16 protein-coding genes are annotated in these 16,726 nt (G+C 66.2%); 7 read left to right on the top strand and 9 right to left on the bottom strand.

The window, feature by feature from the left end:
- Positions 1 to 92: 92 nt before the first annotated feature.
- The 5 genes from lnt to miaB all read right to left on the bottom strand — a co-directional run bounded on the left by lnt (position 93) and on the right by miaB (position 5,788).
- Entirely contained in the window at positions 93 to 1,559 is a 1,467-nt protein-coding gene (gene lnt / locus FHR96_RS21580; protein WP_183389776.1) for an apolipoprotein N-acyltransferase, read from the bottom strand.
- Positions 1,560 to 1,599: 40 nt separating this feature from the next.
- Positions 1,600 to 2,469, bottom strand: a complete 870-nt coding sequence (locus FHR96_RS21585) for a CorC family transporter (protein WP_183389777.1) — start codon at positions 2,467 to 2,469, stop codon at positions 1,600 to 1,602.
- Entirely contained in the window at positions 2,466 to 2,978 is a 513-nt protein-coding gene (ybeY, locus tag FHR96_RS21590; protein ID WP_183389778.1) for an rRNA maturation RNase YbeY, read from the bottom strand. The genes FHR96_RS21585 and ybeY overlap by 4 nt, the downstream gene beginning before the upstream one ends.
- Complete coding sequence (locus tag FHR96_RS21595) at positions 2,975 to 4,060, bottom strand: PhoH family protein (protein ID WP_183389779.1); 1,086 nt, start codon at positions 4,058 to 4,060, stop codon at positions 2,975 to 2,977. The genes ybeY and FHR96_RS21595 overlap by 4 nt, the downstream gene beginning before the upstream one ends.
- Positions 4,061 to 4,444: 384 nt before the next feature.
- Entirely contained in the window at positions 4,445 to 5,788 is a 1,344-nt protein-coding gene (gene miaB / locus FHR96_RS21600; protein WP_183389780.1) for a tRNA (N6-isopentenyl adenosine(37)-C2)-methylthiotransferase MiaB, read from the bottom strand.
- Between the two features lie 402 nt (positions 5,789 to 6,190).
- Between miaB and FHR96_RS21605 the strand changes: the two genes are divergently transcribed.
- Both FHR96_RS21605 and FHR96_RS21610 read left to right on the top strand, forming a co-directional pair.
- Entirely contained in the window at positions 6,191 to 6,826 is a 636-nt protein-coding gene (locus tag FHR96_RS21605) for a TIGR04211 family SH3 domain-containing protein (protein WP_379685067.1), read from the top strand.
- A gap of 9 nt (positions 6,827 to 6,835) precedes the next feature.
- A complete protein-coding gene (locus FHR96_RS21610) occupies positions 6,836 to 7,474 on the top strand; it encodes a thiopurine S-methyltransferase (protein WP_183389782.1) in 639 nt (212 codons plus the stop codon).
- A gap of 19 nt (positions 7,475 to 7,493) precedes the next feature.
- Here FHR96_RS21610 and FHR96_RS21615 read toward each other — a convergent pair whose 3' ends face one another.
- Complete coding sequence (locus FHR96_RS21615; protein WP_183389783.1) at positions 7,494 to 8,084, bottom strand: YajG family lipoprotein; 591 nt, start codon at positions 8,082 to 8,084, stop codon at positions 7,494 to 7,496.
- A 185-nt stretch (positions 8,085 to 8,269) separates the two neighbouring features.
- Positions 8,270 to 9,994 (bottom strand): gamma-glutamyltransferase, encoded by a 1,725-nt coding sequence (gene ggt, locus FHR96_RS21620; RefSeq protein WP_379685069.1) that lies wholly within the window; start codon positions 9,992 to 9,994, stop codon positions 8,270 to 8,272.
- Positions 9,995 to 10,130: 136 nt separating this feature from the next.
- Between ggt and rpe the strand changes: the two genes are divergently transcribed.
- From rpe to FHR96_RS21635, 3 genes are all read left to right on the top strand, one after another.
- Positions 10,131 to 10,829 (top strand): ribulose-phosphate 3-epimerase, encoded by a 699-nt coding sequence (rpe, locus tag FHR96_RS21625; protein ID WP_183389785.1) that lies wholly within the window; start codon positions 10,131 to 10,133, stop codon positions 10,827 to 10,829.
- Between the two features lie 2 nt (positions 10,830 to 10,831).
- A complete protein-coding gene (locus tag FHR96_RS21630; RefSeq protein ID WP_183389786.1) occupies positions 10,832 to 11,137 on the top strand; it encodes a GIY-YIG nuclease family protein in 306 nt (101 codons plus the stop codon).
- A 133-nt stretch (positions 11,138 to 11,270) separates the two neighbouring features.
- Complete coding sequence (locus FHR96_RS21635; protein WP_183389787.1) at positions 11,271 to 12,116, top strand: mechanosensitive ion channel family protein; 846 nt, start codon at positions 11,271 to 11,273, stop codon at positions 12,114 to 12,116.
- Between the two features lie 238 nt (positions 12,117 to 12,354).
- On the opposite strand, the gene FHR96_RS21640 is transcribed toward FHR96_RS21635, so the two are convergent.
- Positions 12,355 to 13,650: an NAD(P)/FAD-dependent oxidoreductase gene (locus FHR96_RS21640; RefSeq protein ID WP_183389788.1), complete on the bottom strand. Its 1,296-nt coding sequence runs from the start codon at positions 13,648 to 13,650 to the stop codon at positions 12,355 to 12,357.
- A 278-nt stretch (positions 13,651 to 13,928) separates the two neighbouring features.
- On the opposite strand from FHR96_RS21640, the gene FHR96_RS21645 reads away from it, so the two are divergent.
- Together FHR96_RS21645 and trpE are read left to right on the top strand one after the other, a co-directional pair.
- Positions 13,929 to 14,594, top strand: a complete 666-nt coding sequence (locus FHR96_RS21645) for a phosphoglycolate phosphatase (RefSeq protein WP_183389789.1) — start codon at positions 13,929 to 13,931, stop codon at positions 14,592 to 14,594.
- Between the two features lie 241 nt (positions 14,595 to 14,835).
- On the top strand, positions 14,836 to 16,323 hold the full coding sequence (gene trpE / locus FHR96_RS21650) for an anthranilate synthase component I (protein ID WP_183389790.1): 1,488 nt from the start codon (positions 14,836 to 14,838) through the stop codon (positions 16,321 to 16,323).
- A 193-nt stretch (positions 16,324 to 16,516) separates the two neighbouring features.
- On the opposite strand, the gene FHR96_RS22380 is transcribed toward trpE, so the two are convergent.
- Positions 16,517 to 16,726 (bottom strand): hypothetical protein (locus tag FHR96_RS22380; protein WP_221195910.1); only part of this gene is annotated, 210 nt, incomplete at its 5' end.

The raw sequence follows: 16,726 nt of genomic DNA on the forward strand, positions 1-16,726 counted from the left end.
TCCAGCTTCCAGCTTCCAGCTTCCAGCTTCCAGCTTCCAGCTTCCAGCTTCCAGCTTCCAGCTTCCAGCTTCCAGCTTCCAGCTTCCAGCTTCTACGGCTTACGGCGGCGAAGCCGCAGTCCGGGCAGCACCAGCAGGGCGCCGAGCAGCCATACCGGCCAGCTGCCGGTGCGCGAGAACGGCGTGAGGCCTTCCATCGGCGTGACCTCGCCGGTGAGGGTGGCGATCTCGAACTGCGGGGCCCGATCGGTGACCTGGCCCTGGGCGTCGATCAGTGCGGTGACGCCGTTGCTGGTGGCGCGGATCACCGGTCGGCCGTTCTCCAGGGCGCGCAGGCGGGCCATCTGCAGATGCTGCAGCGGGCCGATGGAGGCGCCGAACCAGGTGTCGTTGGACACCGTCAGGATCACGTTCGAGTGCCGGGCCTGTGCGGCGACCAGGTCCGCATAGATGATCTCGTAGCAGATGGCATTGCCGATGCGGGTGCCGGCCACCTCCAATGGTGCCTGGTCGTCCGGGCCCGGCGTCATGGCCGGCAGCGGCAGGTCGAAGAAGGCAATGGCGCCGCGCAGCAGAGATTCCAGCGGCAGGTATTCGCCGAAGGGCACCAGGTGGCGCTTGAGGTAGGTATCCTCGTCGCCGACCTCGACAACTCCGTTGTAGAAGCGGCCGGCCTCGTCGCGGGTCAGGATGCCGGTGAGCAGGGCGGTTTCCGGGGGCAGCAGGGTCTGGGCTCGCTCGAGGATCGGCCGGGCCTGGTCGGCGAACATCGGCAGCGCCGCCTCCGGCCAGATCACCAGATCCGGTTCGTGGTCGAGCTCGGCGGTCAGCGACAGGTAGGTGTTGGCGGCCTGGCGCTGGCCCTCCGGCGTCCACTTGATCAGCTGCGGCAGGTTGCCCTGGAGCAGGGCGACACGCAGCGGCTCGCCGGCGGGCGTCGTCCACTGGCCGGGCAGGGCGAGGGGAATCAGCCATAGTGCCGCCAGTGGCAGGGCGCTCCACCAGCGACGACGCAGCAGCGCGACACCCAAGGCGCCGCTGAGTGCCACCAGCAGCGACAGCAGGTAGACGCCGCCGATCGGCGCCCAGGCGGCCAGCGGTGAATCCACTTGGCCGCTGCCCAGCAGCAGCCAGGGGAAGCCGGTGAACAGCCAGGTGCGCAGTGCCTCGCCGAGCACCCAGGCGCCGGCGAAGGTCAGCACGGACAGACGGGGGCCGCAGAGGCGCCGGTAGAGACCCAGGGTGACGGCGAAGAACAGCGCCAGGGCGGCGACGAACAGCGCGGTCAGGCCCAGTGCCAGGGGCACGCCGGTGTAGCCGTAGTCGTGGATCGATACATAGACCCAGGAAGCGCCGGTTCCGAACAGGCCGAGTCCATAGCACCAGCCGCGCCAGGCGGCCTGGCGAGCGTTGAGCGAGGGCAGGCCGGCATAGAGCAGGCCGGCGGCCACCGGGGCTAGCCACCACAGATGGAAGGGCGCGGCGGATAGCGTGGTGAGCACGCCGGCGGCGATCGCCGCCAGGGGCCCGAGGAGCCGGTGGAGTCGAGAAGGGGGCATGGCACCGTCCTTGGTGAAGAGGGCCTGGTGGATGAGAGGATCAGTCCTCGGCGACCTCTGAGGCCGGTTCGGCCTCCAGCAGTCGGATGCGGCGGTTGTCGGCGTTGAGTACGGTGAAGCGCCAACCGCCGATCTCGGTATGCTCGCCGCGGCCGGGGAGATGTCCGAAGCGCTGCATGACCAGTCCGCCCAGGGTGTCGAACTCCTCGTCGGAGAAGCGCGTGCCGAAGCGCTCGTTGAAGTCCTCGATGGGGGTCAGGGCGCGGATGGCGTAGCGCGATTCCCCCAATTGACGGATGTCCTCTTCCTCGTCGGTATCGTGTTCGTCCTCGATATCGCCGACAATCTCCTCGAGGATATCCTCGATGGTCACGATACCGGCAGTGCCGCCGTACTCGTCCACCACCACGGCCATGTGGTTATGGGTGTCGCGGAACTCCTTGAGCAGGCTGTTGAGCCGCTTGGACTCCGGTACGAACATCGCCGGTCGCAGCACTTCCTCGAGCTGGAAGGGGTGGCCGTTCTCCTGCCCCTGACGCAGCAGCGGAAGCAGATCCTTCACCAGCAGGATGCCCTTCACCTCATCGAGGTTCTCGCCGACCACCGGGTAGCGTGAGTGTCCGGTCTCGAGGATTACCGGCAGGTACTCCTCCAGCGGCTGGTCGAGGCCGATGGCGGTGATCTGGGAGCGCGGGATCAGCACCTCGCGAACCTGCTGGTCGCTGATGTTCAGTGCCCCCTCGATGATCATCATGGCGTCCTGCTCGAGCTTGAGCCGGGTTGCCGCCTGACGCAGAAACTCGAGCAGTTCGTCCCGGGAGCTTGGTTCGTCGCTGTCGCTGGATAGGGCGCTGAACAACTTGTCGAACCAGGACTTGCTGCCCTGGCCGGTCGATCGGTCTTCGTTCATGCGTCGGCTCTCTCGTCCTCGGTGTCGGAATCGCGATGCGGTGGACTGGGGGTGAGGTAGGGATCGGCGATGCCCAGGCCGGCGAGGATGTCCCTTTCCAGCGCCTCCATGGCCTCGGCCTCGTCGTCCTCGATGTGGTCATGGCCCAGCAGATGCAGGGTGCCGTGAACTACCATATGAGCGTAGTGATCGCCGACCGTCTTGTCCTGAGCCCGAGCTTCGGCGATCACCACCGAATGGCAGATCACCAGGTCGCCGAGCAGCGGCAGCGGCACGCCGGGCGGGCACTCGAAGGGGAAGGACAGCACGTTGGTGGGCTTGTCTCGATCACGATAGTCGCGATTGAGCGCCTGGCTTTCGGCGCTGTCGACGAAGCGTACCGTGAGCTCGCCGCGCGGCTCGTCGGGATGCAGGGCCAGCACGGCCTGCACCCAGGTCTCGAGCTCGGCCTGGTCGGGCAGCCCCTGTGCGTCGAGGGCCACCTGGCGATCGACCACGGCGCGGTTCATGAGTCTTCCTCTCGGCCGTTCTGGCGCTCGAGACGCTCCTGGCGAAGGGCTTCGCGCTCCTGTTCGCGGGCCTCGCGCTTGGCGCGGGCCTTCGCTTCTTCCTCGGCTTCGAAGTGATCGTAGGCCTCGATGATGCGCTGTACCAGCGGATGGCGCACCACGTCCTTGGCGGCGAAGTGGGTGACGCCGATCCCCGGGGTGTCCTTGAGCACGTCGAGCACCTGAATCAGGCCCGAGGCCTGGCCGCGCGGCAGGTCCACCTGGGTGATGTCGCCGGTGATCACCGCCGTGGAGCCGAAGCCGATGCGCGTCAGGAACATTTTCATCTGTTCGCGCGTGGTGTTCTGGCTCTCGTCGAGGATGATGAAGGCGTTGTTCAGGGTTCGCCCGCGCATGTAGGCCAACGGCGCGATCTCGATGATCTGGCGCTCGATCAGCTTGGCCACCTGTTCGAAGCCGATCATCTCGTAGAGGGCGTCGTAGAGCGGGCGCAGGTAGGGGTCGATCTTCTGGGCCAGGTCGCCGGGCAGGAAGCCGAGCTTCTCGCCGGCCTCCACCGCCGGTCGTACCAGCAGGATACGGCGGACTTCCTGCTGGTTCAGTGCCTCCACCGCAGCGGCCACCGCCAGGTAGGTCTTGCCGGTGCCGGCGGGGCCGATCCCGAAGTTGATGTCGTGCGCGCGGATACTCGAGACGTAGCCCTGCTGGTTGAGCCCGCGAGGCTTTATCAGCGTCTTGGGCGTCCGCAGCAGCACCTCGTCGTCGCCGTGGCTGCCTTCTTCCTCCTCCAGGGCCTCGAGACCGGATTCCTGCAGGAACAGGTGGACGGTATCGGGCGTCAGTTCGCTGGCTTCTGCCTCGCGATAGAGGTGTTCGACGACGTTGGACGCGGCCTTGACGCGTGGGCCGGGGCCGGCCAGCTGGAAGACATTGCCACGGTTGCGCAGGGTCACGCCGAGGCGCTCCTCGATCAGCTTGAGGTGCTCGTCGCGCTGGCCGCAGAGGTTGGCCAGGCGCTGGGGATCGTTAGGCTCGAGGTTCAGGGTGATGACGCGGTTGGCCGCGGAGGCTGGCTGGCTCAAGACGGGCTGGTCCATGGGTTGATGGATGTCAGGGTCAGTTTATTGCCCCGGCGGCTGCCGGGGCAATGTGCGTGCACGTTCTCTGATCGGCTACGCGTCGGCCATTGAGCGTTGAAAGCCTGATCAGGAGGCGGATGTAGCGCACCGAGCGGCGCGTCTTTTCACGATGTCGCCTTGCCTGGGCCGAGTCCGCCAGATCAGGAATCGTCCTGCTGGCCGAGCCGTTCCGGCCGGGTAAGCCAGCGGTTGAGCGCCTTTGGCAGACCGGGCAGGCAGCGCCGCTGCCATGGCGACAGTACCGTGGCGAATGCGCCGGCGGTTTGTCCCGCCGGTCCACCTGGCATGGCCCGGCCCCAGCACCGGCAGCGCGTGGGGCGCATCGTGTCAGAAGCGTTGCGGAGAGGCCAGGTCACCGCGCAGCGAGTTGGGCAGCGCCTCGGTAATCTCCACGTCGACGAAGTAGCCGATCAGCTCGGTGGGATTCGGTGCGCGGAAGTTGACGACCCGGTTGTTCTCGGTGCGACCGGACAGCTGGCCCGGGTCCTTGGGCGAGAAACCGGTGACCAGAATGCGCTGGGTGGTACCCACCATGCGCCGGCTGATCTGCATGGCCTGCTGGTTGATGCGCTCCTGGAGAATCGCCAGGCGCTGCTTCTTGATCGCTTCCGGGGTGTCATCGGCGAGGCCGGCGGCCGGGGTGCCGGGACGCGCCGAGTAGACGAAACTGAAGGAGACGTCGAAGCCGATGCGACCGATCAGGTCCATGGTGTTGGCGAAGTCTTCCTCGGTCTCGCCGGGGAAGCCGATGATGAAATCCGAGGAGAAGCTGATGTCCGGGCGCAGCGCGCGGATGCGCTCCATCTTGTCCACATATTCCTCGACGGTATGGCCGCGCTTCATGGCCGCGAGGATGCGGTCGGAGCCGGCCTGTACCGGCAGGTGCAGGTGGCTGACCAGTTCGGGAATCTCGCCGTAGGCCTCGATCAGGCTGTCGGAGAACTCTACCGGATGCGAGGTAGTGAAGCGGATGCGGTCGATGCCTTCCACCGCCGCCACGCAGGCGATCAGCTCGGCCAGGTCGATCTCCTCGCCCAGCTGGTTCTCGCCGCGGTAGGCGTTGACGTTCTGGCCCAGCAGGTTGATCTCGCGCACGCCCTGGTCGGCGAGGTGGATGACCTCGTCCATCACCGCTTCGAAGGGTCGCGAGACCTCCTCGCCGCGGGTGTAGGGCACCACGCAGAAGGTGCAGTACTTGGAGCAGCCCTCCATCACCGAGACGAAGGCGGTGGCGCCATCCGAACTGGGCTTGGGCAGATGGTCGAACTTCTCCACCTCGGGGAAGGTCACGTCGACCATCGAGATCTGGTTGTCCTGGCGGGCGTCGAGCATCGACGGCACCCGGTGCAGGGTCTGGGGGCCGAACACCAGGTCGACCTGTGGCGCGCGCTTGCGCAGTGCCTCGCCTTCCTGGCTGGCGACGCAGCCGCCTACGCCGATCACCAGATCCGGATTGGCCTCCTTGAGCTTCTTCCAGCGGCCGAGCTGGTGGAAGACCTTCTCCTGGGCCTTCTCGCGGATCGAGCAGGTGTTGAGCAGGATGACGTCGGCGTCGCGCTCGTCGTCGGTGAGCTCGAGCTGATGGGATTCGCCGAGCAGATCCGCCATGCGTGCGGAATCGTACTCGTTCATCTGGCAGCCATGCGTCTTGATGAAGAGTTTCTTCGCCATAAGAATAGGTCGTGGCGCCTGGGCCCGACGGGTTGCACCGGTGAATGATCGTTCGCAGGAAGGCGGCCGGCTTGGCCGTCTGATGAGGGAGAAGATTATACGCGGCCACGCGAGATGGGGCCAGGGTGGCGAGTCGGTGACGCCCGGGTCTGTGGTACCCTTGGCGACTTCGGTCGGGTCGGCGGCTGGTCAGTAAATGATCGAAGCGTTGTCGTGTCGATAGCCATGCCGGCTGGCCGAGGGTTTCCAGCGGTTTTCCCGGCACTTGTCCACAGATGCTGTGGATGACCCTGAGCCCCATTCTCATTGCGGCCATGACCGGGCCAGGATGGCCCGGTCATGGCCGCCATCGCCGCGAGCGACGCACATAGAGCCTTGGACAGCCAGGACGATGGCATGACGATGCAACGCTACAAGACACTGATGACGCTGGGCATGGTGCTCGGGGCCCTGGCCCTGCCGGCACAGGCCCAGCAGGACGATGCCCAGGACGACGCCTCTCGCTGGGTGTCCGACGATCTCACCACTTACGTGCGCAGCGGGCCGACGGACGGCTATCGCATCGTCGGTACCCTGACGGCCGGTGATCCGGTCGAGCTGCTCGAGACCCAGGGCGACTATAGCCGCGTGCGCAGCCAGAGCGGCGACGTGGTCTGGGTGCCGTCCAGCAATATCCAGGACGCGCCCAGCGCTCGGGTGCAGCTTCCCGAACTCGAGACCCGGGTCCAGGAGCTTTCCGAGGAGCTGTCGGGCATCAATGAGACCTGGGAGAGCCGCATGGCGTCGCTCACCGAGACGCTCGATGTGCGCGAGCGGCGCATCGCCGACCTGGAACAGCGCAACCAGGCCCTGGAATCGGAAAGCGAGGCGTCCCGTTCCACGGTTCGCGAGCTGCAGGCGCGGCTCGACACCCAGGAGGAGGATCTGCTGATGCGCTACTTCATGTATGGCGGCGGGGTAGCCGGGGCCGGCCTGCTGGTAGGCCTGATCGTGCCGCACCTGCCGCGCCGCCGTCGCAAGCGCGATCGCTGGTTCTGAGGGCGAGTCATGAGCAACGAATGGCTCGATCGCTGGCGCGAGGGACGCATCGGCTTTCATCGTGACGAGGTGCACGCCGCACTCGCTCGTCACTGGCCGAACCTGGGGGTCGCCCCCGGCAGCAAGGTATTGGTGCCGCTGTGCGGCAAGAGCCTGGACATGCGCTGGCTGGCCCAGCGGGGCCACCCCGTGCTGGGCATCGAACTGGCCGGCGAAGCCATCGAGCAGTTCCTGGCCGAGGGCGAGGGGGAGATCTCCCGCTACCACGGCGATAGCTTCGACATCAGTCGCCAGGGCAACGTGGAGCTGTGGCGCGGCGACTTTTTCCACCTGCATATCGAAGCGGCCGCCGAGGTCGGGGCCTTCTATGATCGGGCGGCGCTGATCGCGCTGCCCGAGGCGACCCGCCAGCGCTATGCCTTCCATCTCGCCCAGCTAATCCCGCCGGGCAGTCGCGGGCTGCTGATCGCGCTTACCCGGGCGCCCGGCGACGAGGGGGGGCCACCCTTCAGCGTGGATGCCGAGGAGATTCGAACGCTGTTTGCGGCCAACTTCGAGCTGGTACACCTGGAAGAGGGCGAGCCGGAGTCGGGTAGCGGCTTTCGCGAGAGCGTCTGGGCGTTGACCCGCCGCGGTCCGCGAACCTGAGCGGCGGGTCGACGAAGTCTCAGCGCGCCAGCAGGCTCGCCAGCTCCGGATCGCGGAAGGCGCGGTCCAGGGCGTCGGACAACAGCTCCTCGACCATGGCCTGATTGGCCTCGCGGTCGGGGCGCACCGCGTACTGCTGGGTGTGGCGTGCCGTGTAGGTGCCGGTATAGGTGGTGCCATCGTTCCGGGCTTCGGCTTCCATCACGGCGACCAGGCTCGCGCTGCCGACCAGCGGTGGGGCATCGCCACGGCCGTAGTCGAGGCGCTTGAGGGTCAGCGTCAGGTTCGGTCGTCCCGGCGCGCTGTCGCGAGTGGGCCGAAAGCCCATGTCACGCACGGCGCGTTCTGCCTCAGCCTGCAGCCGCGGCGCCAGCTCGCCCGGGTCGACGATGATCACCGCCGTCGAGCCGGCGCTGCCGGAACGGGTGCCGATCACGGCTTCCTCGCGGGTGTCGCGGGCGGTCACGCTGACCTCCTGCCCGGTCCCGACGGCCGGCACCTTGGCGCTGCGCTTGGGGTCCGGTTGCAGATAATGGGGGCCGGCACAGCCGGCGAGCCAGCTCGTGGCCAGCAGCAGGATACCGAGGCCGAGTAGGCGTCGCGTGGTCATGGCGATCTCCTTTGCCGTTCGTGAAGGCTCGAGTATAGCGACTCCCGCCTCGATGGATCACGCCGAGGCCCGTAGCTGTCGCTGGCGGGCCTTTGGCCCTTGCCAGGCGCACTATGCCGGGGGCGTCATGAAATGGCGGCCCCGGGGGCCGCCAGAAGACACTCGTCAATCGCGGGTACGGGACGCTACAGCCCCATCGCCGAGGAGGTGGAGCGCCGGGGATCGGCGCCGCCGTAGAACTGCCCGTCTTCGATCACGATCGACTGGGCGGCGCCCATGGCCGACTGCTGACTGATGGTGTGGCCCCGGGCCTCCAGCAGCGAGAGGGTGTCGGGGCTGAAGCCTGCCTCGACGCGCAGCTCGTCGGGCAGCCACTGGTGGTGCAGGCGCGGGGCGCTGACCGCCGACTGGATGTTCATGCCGTGGTCGATGACGTTCATCAGCACCTGCAGGGTGGTGGTGATGATCCGCGAGCCGCCGGGGCTGCCGGTGATCAGGAAGTTCTCGCCGTCGCGCTTGACGATGGTCGGGGTCATCGACGACAGCATGCGCTTGCCGGGCTCGATCTTGTTGGCCTCGCCGCCGATCAGGCCGTAGGCGTTGGGTACGCCGGGCTTGGCGGAGAAGTCGTCCATCTCGTTGTTGAGCAGGAACCCGGCGCCTTCGACGGCGATGCCCGAGCCATAGCTGAAGTTGATGGTGTAGGTGTTGGAGACTGCCAGTCCGTCGCCGTCGGCGATCGAGAAGTGGGTGGTCTCGTTGGACTCATAGGGCGTTGGGTCGCCGGCGGAAATCTCGTCGCTGGGCGTGGCGCGGTCGATGGCAATCTGCGAGCGCAGCTCGTCGGCATAGGCCTTGGAGGTGATGCCATCGAGCGGAACGTCGACGAAGTCGGTGTCGCCCAGGTACTCAGCCCGATCGGCGTAGGCGCGTTTCATGGCTTCGGCCATCAGGTGCATGGTGTCGGCTGCGCCGAAGCCCATCTCGCCGATGTCGTAGGCCTCGAGAATATTGAGGATCTGCACGATGTGGGCGCCGCCGGAGGAGGGCGGGCTCATGGCGTAGACGTCGTAGCCGCGGTAGGTGCCATGGCTGGGTTCGCGAATCACCGGCTGGTAGCCGGCCAGGTCTTCGCGGGTGATCAGGCCGTCGTGGCGCTCCATCTCGGCGGCGATCAGCTCGGCGGTCTCGCCTTCGTAGAATTCCCTGGCGCCCTGCTCGGCGATGCGCTTGAGCGTCGCCGCCAGGTCCGGCTGGCGGAACGTCTCGCCCACGGCGTAGGGGCTGCCATCCTCCTTGTAGAACATCGACTTGGTGGCGTCCCACTTGGTCAGGCGCTCGCCGGCCTCGGCCACGCCATCGACGAAACGCTGGGGCACCACGAAGCCGTCCTCGGCCAGGCGAATCGCCGGCGCCAGCGCCTCGGCCAGGCTCAGGGTGCCGTACTTCTCGAGCGCCAGTGACAGGCCGGCCACGGTGCCGGGCACCCCGGCGGCGCGGTGGGTAAAGCGCGACCATTCGGCCACGGCATTGCCGTCCTCGTCCTGGAACATGGTCTCGGTGGCGGCGGCGGGGGCGGTTTCCCGGTAATCGATGGCAACCACCTCGCCGCTGTCCTCGTCGGAGATCAGCATGAAGCCGCCGCCGCCGATGTTGCCGGAGCGGGGTTGGGTCACCGCCAGCGCGAAGCCCGCAGTGACCGCTGCATCCACGGCGTTGCCGCCGTCGGCGAGCACGTCATGGGCGACCTGGGAAGCCAGGAAGTGGCTGGTGGCCACCATGCCTTGGGTGCCGACCTCGGGGTGGAAGCGCTCGCCCTCGAGGATGGCCGACTGGGCCACGGCGAGCGACGGGGCCAGCAGGGTGGCGGATAGCACGCCGGCACCGAGGGTGCGGCGCAGCAGAGACATGTGCATTGACCTCTCCTTAGTCATGGATCGCGGGAACCTTCACTATTGTCGGCGATGGCCAATGGTGCAAGGCGACCGGGCGCGTTCCTGTTAGAATGCCGCCCATCCAGACCGCGACTCGACAGGACCCCGTTTCATGAGCGACTCGACGCCCGATTACCAGCTGGCTCCCTCGATTCTTTCCGCCGACTTCGCCCGTCTCGGCGAGGAGGTGGACGACGTCCTCGCCTCCGGTGCCGACATCGTCCACTTCGATGTCATGGACAACCATTACGTGCCGAACCTGACCATCGGCCCGATGGTCTGCGAGGCGTTGCGCAAGCATGGCGTCACCGCGCCTATCGATGCGCACCTCATGGTCAAGCCGGTCGATCGCCTGATCGGCGACTTCATCGACGCCGGCGCCACCTACATCACCTTCCACCCCGAGGCCTCCGACCATATCGATCGCTCACTGCAGTTGATCCGCGATGGCGGCTGCAAGCCTGGTCTGGTGTTCAATCCCGCCACGCCGCTGTCGTTTCTCGATCATGTGATGGACAAGGTCGACATGGTGCTGTTGATGAGCGTCAATCCCGGCTTCGGTGGTCAGTCCTTCATACCGGCCACCCTGGACAAGCTGCGCGAGGCGCGCCGGCGCATCGATGCCTCTGGTCGACCGATCCGCCTGGAGATCGATGGCGGGGTCAAGGTCGACAACGTCGCCGACATCGCCCGCGCCGGCGCCGATACCTTCGTCGCTGGCTCGGCGGTGTTCAAGGCGCGCAACGAAGCCGACCCGCACCGCTATGACAGCGTCATCGGCGACTTTCGCCGCGCCCTGGCCGAGGCCTGAACGTGGCGGAGGCGAGCCGCTGGCATCTCTACGTGATCGAGACGGCTGCCGGAGCCCTCTATACTGGCATCACCACCGACGTGACGCGCCGGCTGGACGAGCATCGCGCCGGTCGCGGCGCCAAGGCCCTGCGTGGCAAGGGCCCTCTGCATCTGGTATATCACGAATGTGTGGGAGTTCACGGCGAGGCGCTGCGACGCGAGGCGGCGCTCAAGCGCCTCACCGCCGCGGCCAAGCGACGCTGGCTGGCGGAGCGTCGGACCGACGAGGAAGCGGGGACGTTTTCCCCTTCTGGAAGCGCTGAATAGATCGGCGAGCGAAGTAAGGCGCGAGACGAACGGAGCCCGGAAGTATAAGCGACGGCTTCGCATATCGCGCAACGTAGCGATTTGCCCGTGCAGGCACTGGTCCAGTGTCTGCCTAACGTGACAGGGAGAGCAAATGGACACGCAATGGATCACCGACTTCGTGCAAGTGCAGGGGGCGAGCTTCGTCATCAACCTGGTGGCGGCGCTGGCCATCTTCGTGGTTGGTCGCTGGATAGTGAAATTGCTGCACGGCCTCAGCATCAAGGCCATGCAGCGCGGCAGGCTCGACCCGCTGCTGATCAAGTTCCTGGGCAACATCCTCTATGCCCTGATGATGATCTTCGTGGTGCTGGCGGCGATCAGTCAGATCGGCATCCAGACCACCTCGCTGATCGCCGTGCTGGGTGCCGCCGGCCTGGCGGTGGGGCTGGCGCTGCAGGGCTCGCTGGCCAACTTCGCCGCGGGGGTGCTGGTGATCATCTTCCGCCCCTACAAGATCGGTGACTACGTGGAGGCTGGCGGAACCTCCGGCACCATCGACGACGTGCAGATCTTCACCACCGAACTCAGGACACCGGACAACCGCAAGGTCATCGTGCCCAACGGCCAGATGATGAGCGGGGCCATCACCAACTATTCCAGCCATGACACCCGGCGGGTGGATCTGGTGGTCGGTGTCGGCTATGACGATGACATCGATACCGTGCGCCGGGTATTGGAGAGCGTGGTGGCCGACGACCCGCGGGTGCTGGCCGATCCCGCGCCCAACATTCGCATGTCCGCCATGGGCGACTCCAGCGTCAACTGGATCGTGCGCCCCTGGGTCAAGGCGGCGGACTACTGGGACGTGTTCTGGGAGATGACCGAGGAGATCAAGCGTCGCTTCGACGCCGAGGGCATCAGCATTCCCTTCCCGCAGCGCGACGTGCACGTCTACCACCATCCGGAAAGGGCGGACGAGGCGAGCCTCGAGCGCTGAGTCTCTCTTCCGTCAACGACGCGGGCCCCGGCAAATGCCGGGGCCCGCGTCGTTTGGCTGGAAAGAAATCCCGCCGTTTCAGGGAAGCGCTGATTGATGTCGCGAGCGATGGGAGGTCGGCCGCCGCCGAAGCGCAACCACCGGAGTGTAGCCTGCTACATGAGGATGGCGACGGTTCGACGCATCGACAGCGCCGGCGGCCGAGATATCGAGCGTAGCAATCAATCGGTGCTTCCCCTCAGTGCAGCTTCAGGCGCGGCTTGAGGAACCGGTTCAGGCCGTCGACGATGACCATCAGGCCGGTCTTCAGCACGCCGTGAATCGCCCGCTGGTGCATGCGGTAGAGCGAGGCGTAGAAGAACTTGGCCAGATGGCCCTCGATGAACAGGCTGCGCGCCGAGGCACCGCGCATCAGGCTGCCGATGGCATCGAAGTGGGCCAGCGAGATCAGCGAACCGCGGTCGCGGAACACGAACGGCTTGAGCGGTTTGTCCTCCAGGCGGGCCAGCAGGTTCTTGTAGAGCCGGTCGGCCTGCTGATGGGCCGCCTGGGCCCGGGGAGGCACGGTGGATCCGTCCGCCTGCGGGCAACTGGCACAGTCGCCAAAGGCGAAGATATGCTCGTCATCCAGGCTCTGCAGGGTCGCCTCGACCTTGAGGCGGTGGTTTCGCTCGGTGGAAAGGCCCAGCTCCGAGAGCAGCGCCGGCGCCTTGATGCCGGCCGCCCAGACACCGAGATCGATGTCGATGCGCTCGCCGTCGGCGGTGACGATGGCGTTATCGGTGACCTCGGTGACGCGAGTATCGACGTGTACCCGGACGCCCAGACGTTCCAGCTCGTCGTGGACCGCATCGCTGATGCGTTTCGGCAGGGCTGGCAGCACCTTGGGCGCCGCCTCGATCAGATGTACCTCCAGGTGGGCGCTGTCCAGGGTCGTGAAGCCGTAGCTGTTGAGCATCTGGGAGGCGCCATAGAGCTCCGCGGCCAGCTCCACGCCGGTGGCGCCGGCGCCGACGATGCCGACCACCATCTTCGCGGAGGGCTCGTGAGGAGCGTTGTAGCGCAGGAAGGCGTTGAGCATGGCCTGACGGAACAGCTCCGCCTGGCGGGGGCTGTCGAGGAAATGGCAGTGATCGGCGACCCCGGGGGTGCCGAAATCGTTGCTGACGCTGCCCAGTGACAGCACCAGCTCATCGTAGGGCACGGTGCGGGCGGGCAAGATTTCCTGGTCGTCGTCGTCCAGCACCGGAGCCAGCGTCAGGGTTCGGGCGTCTCGGTCGAGATGGGTGAGCGTGCCGAGCTGGAACTGATAGCCGTGGGCTCGTGCATGGCCCTGGTAGGAAATCTCGTCCAGCCCCGAGTCCAGCGCCCCGGTGGCGACCTCATGCAGCAGCGGTTTCCAGATGTGAGTGGGGTTGCGATCGACGAGCACGATCTCGGCGCGCTGGCGCTTGCCGAGTTTGCGGCCGAGCCGGGTGACCAGCTCGAGTCCGCCCGCGCCTCCGCCGACCACCACGATGCGTGGTAGCGTCATGCGAGACTCCTGACGTGAAAGTGGAAAAAGACACATGCAATGTAGGTCGCCAGGGTCGGGGCGGGCGTCTCGAATGGCGTCACGGCACGCCTGGAGCGGCCATGGCGCCGGGAGGGCTCACGGCCCGGTAGCGGCGACGTCTGTTCCTAGCATATGCCTATGCTGCGTCGCTGCCTATGCCCCAAAACGGGTATCTGGTAATTTTTTTTCGTAATATTACATGCCTTGGCCGCCGGCGCTGCGCCAGCCGCCTCTACTCATGTCCTCGGGAGCCTGTCATGCATGCACTGTTGTCCGATATCCGTCTGGTGGTTTTCGATCTCGATGGCACCCTGGTCGATTCGGTGCCCGACCTGGCGGCGGCGGTGGATACCGCCCTGGCGGACCTGGCGTTGCCGATGCCCGGTGAAGCGAAAGTGCGCGACTGGGTGGGCAACGGCTCACGGATATTGATGGAACGTGCCCTCGAGGACGCCTTGGGCGAGGCGCCGGCGGCAGCATTCCTGGACACTGCCCACGAGCGCTTCCTGTCTCGCTACGGCGAGGCGCCCTGCGAACGGACCCGGCTTTATTCCGGGGTAGGCGAGGCCTTGGCCGGCCTGGCGGCGAGCGGTCGTCGGCTGGCGCTGGTGACCAACAAGCCTGCGGCCTTTATCGCGCCGATCCTGCGTGCCACCGGGATCGAGCGATATTTCGGGATGTGCCTGGGCGGCGACAGCCTGCCGCGCCGCAAGCCCGATCCGCTGCCGCTGATGCATGTCGCCAAGCATTTCGACGTCGCGCCGGCGCACTGCCTGATGGTCGGTGACTCGCGTCATGATATTGCCGCGGGGCGGGCGGCGGGCTTTCGCACCCTGGCGGTGCCCTACGGCTACAATCATGGCGAACCGGTGGCGGCGAGCCGGCCGGATGAGGTAGTTGAATCGCTGGCGGAACTCGTTTAGTGTAAATCGAGTTGCGCTATAATATCGCAGCTGTTGATAATTTTTTGTTATATGCGATCCCTCGATCGCCTGATGGAACCCGCATCATGCTGGCTTTTTCCGCCTCCTCGACCGCCGTCCGCCTTCTTCGTGTCACCGGCATGCTCGGCGGTTGGCGATGGTGACGCTCGAGTCTTGAGTCGGCGTCGACCGTCTCTCTTCGCGCTATCCACGTCTAACACCCCGAGGAAACGGGCCCATGATGACCCCCGAACGCTTTCAGGCGCTGGCCGACGCCGGCTACAACCGCATCCCGGTCACCCGCGAGGTGCTGGCCGATCTCGACACGCCGCTGTCGACCTATCTCAAGCTTGCCGACGCGCCCTGGACCTTCCTGCTGGAGTCCGTGCAGGGCGGCGAGAAGTGGGGCCGCTATTCGATCATCGGCCTGCCATGCCGCGAGCGCATCGAAGTGCGAGGCTTCCAGGTCTCGCACATCGTCGATGGCCAAACGCAAGGCGTCACCGAGGTCGAGGATCCGCTGGCCTGGATCGAAGCCTTCCAGGCGCGCTTCAAGGTGCCGCGTCTCGACGACCAGCCGCGTTTCGACGGCGGCCTGGTAGGCTACTTCGGCTATGACACCATTCGCTACATCGAGCCGCGCCTGCGCGGGGTGGAAAAGCCCGATCCCATCGGCGTGCCCGATATCCTGCTGATGGTCAGCGACGACCTGGTAGTGTTCGACAACCTGTCGGGCCGCCTGACGCTGTGGACCCACGTCGATCCTTCCGGGGCGGAAGCCCATGCCCGGGCCAGCGCGCGCCTGGAGGCGCTGGAGGCCCAGCTGCGCGGTAAGGTGGTGGAAACCCGCAGCCCCGGCACCGGCCGCCTCGACGTGTCCGAGGATGACTTCCATGCCAGCTTCAGCGAACAGGGCTACAAGGATGCGGTCGAGCGCATCAAGGAGTACGTCAAGGCCGGCGACGTGATGCAGTGCGTGCCGTCGCAGCGCATGTCGATTCCCTACCAGGCGCCGCCGCTCGATCTCTACCGGGCGCTGCGCAGCCTGAATCCTTCGCCCTACATGTTCTTCCTCAACCTCGACGATCACCATGTGGTGGGTTCCTCGCCGGAGATCCTCACCCGCCTCGAGGAGGGCGAGGTGACGGTGAGGCCCATCGCCGGCACGCGCCACCGGGGCGCCACCGAAGAGGAGGATCGCGCCCTGGAAGCCGACCTGCTGGGCGATCCCAAGGAGATCGCCGAGCACGTCATGCTGATCGACCTGGGGCGTAACGACGTGGGACGCATCAGCGAGCCCGGGTCGGTGACGGTCACCGACAACATGACCGTCGAGCGCTACTCGCACGTGATGCATATCGTCTCCCAGGTCACCGGTCGGCTGCGCCCGGGCATGACCGCCATGGACGTGCTGCGCGCCACCTTCCCGGCGGGCACTCTATCGGGGGCCTCCAAGGTACGGGCCATGGAGATCATCGACGAACTGGAGCCGGTCAAGCGCGGCGTCTATTCCGGTGCGGTGGGCTACCTCTCCTGGCATGGCAACATGGATACCGCCATCGCCATTCGCACGGCGGTGATCAAGGACGGCGAGCTGCACGTCCAGGCCGGCGGCGGCATCGTCGCCGACTCCGATCCCGAAGACGAGTGGCAGGAGACCATCAACAAGCGTCGCGCCCTGTTTCGCGCCGTGGCCATGGCCGAACGCGGCCTGGACAACCTCGAATGAGGTCTTCACGCGCAAGGGTATCTCGAATGAGCGCTGGGCCCCGTCACCGCGGGGCCCGGGCATCTTGACAGGATCGGCCGCCGACGAGCACTATGACGACCATGAACGTACCAGATCAGACATTCGGCCCGATGGCGTGGTGGCGCTCCTGAGCGTAGGGGCGGCACGCTTGCGACCGAAGAAAATGCCGCCGTCAGGGCGGCATTTTTGTGTCTATTGATCCCTGCACGGCTGGCAGGCCCGACGCGCCGACCCGGGCAAGATGCTGGGTAACAATCACCGGATCACGAATCCAAGCCAAGGAAATCAGGACCCTATCGCCATGTCCGTGCTGATGATCGATAACTACGGCAGCCCTGCATAGATGTGAATATGGATGTATATCCAGTATTGAAAGCCCCGC

It is taken from the genome of Halomonas organivorans, assembly GCF_014192055.1.
In the GTDB taxonomy this organism is placed as follows: domain Bacteria; phylum Pseudomonadota; class Gammaproteobacteria; order Pseudomonadales; family Halomonadaceae; genus Halomonas; species Halomonas organivorans.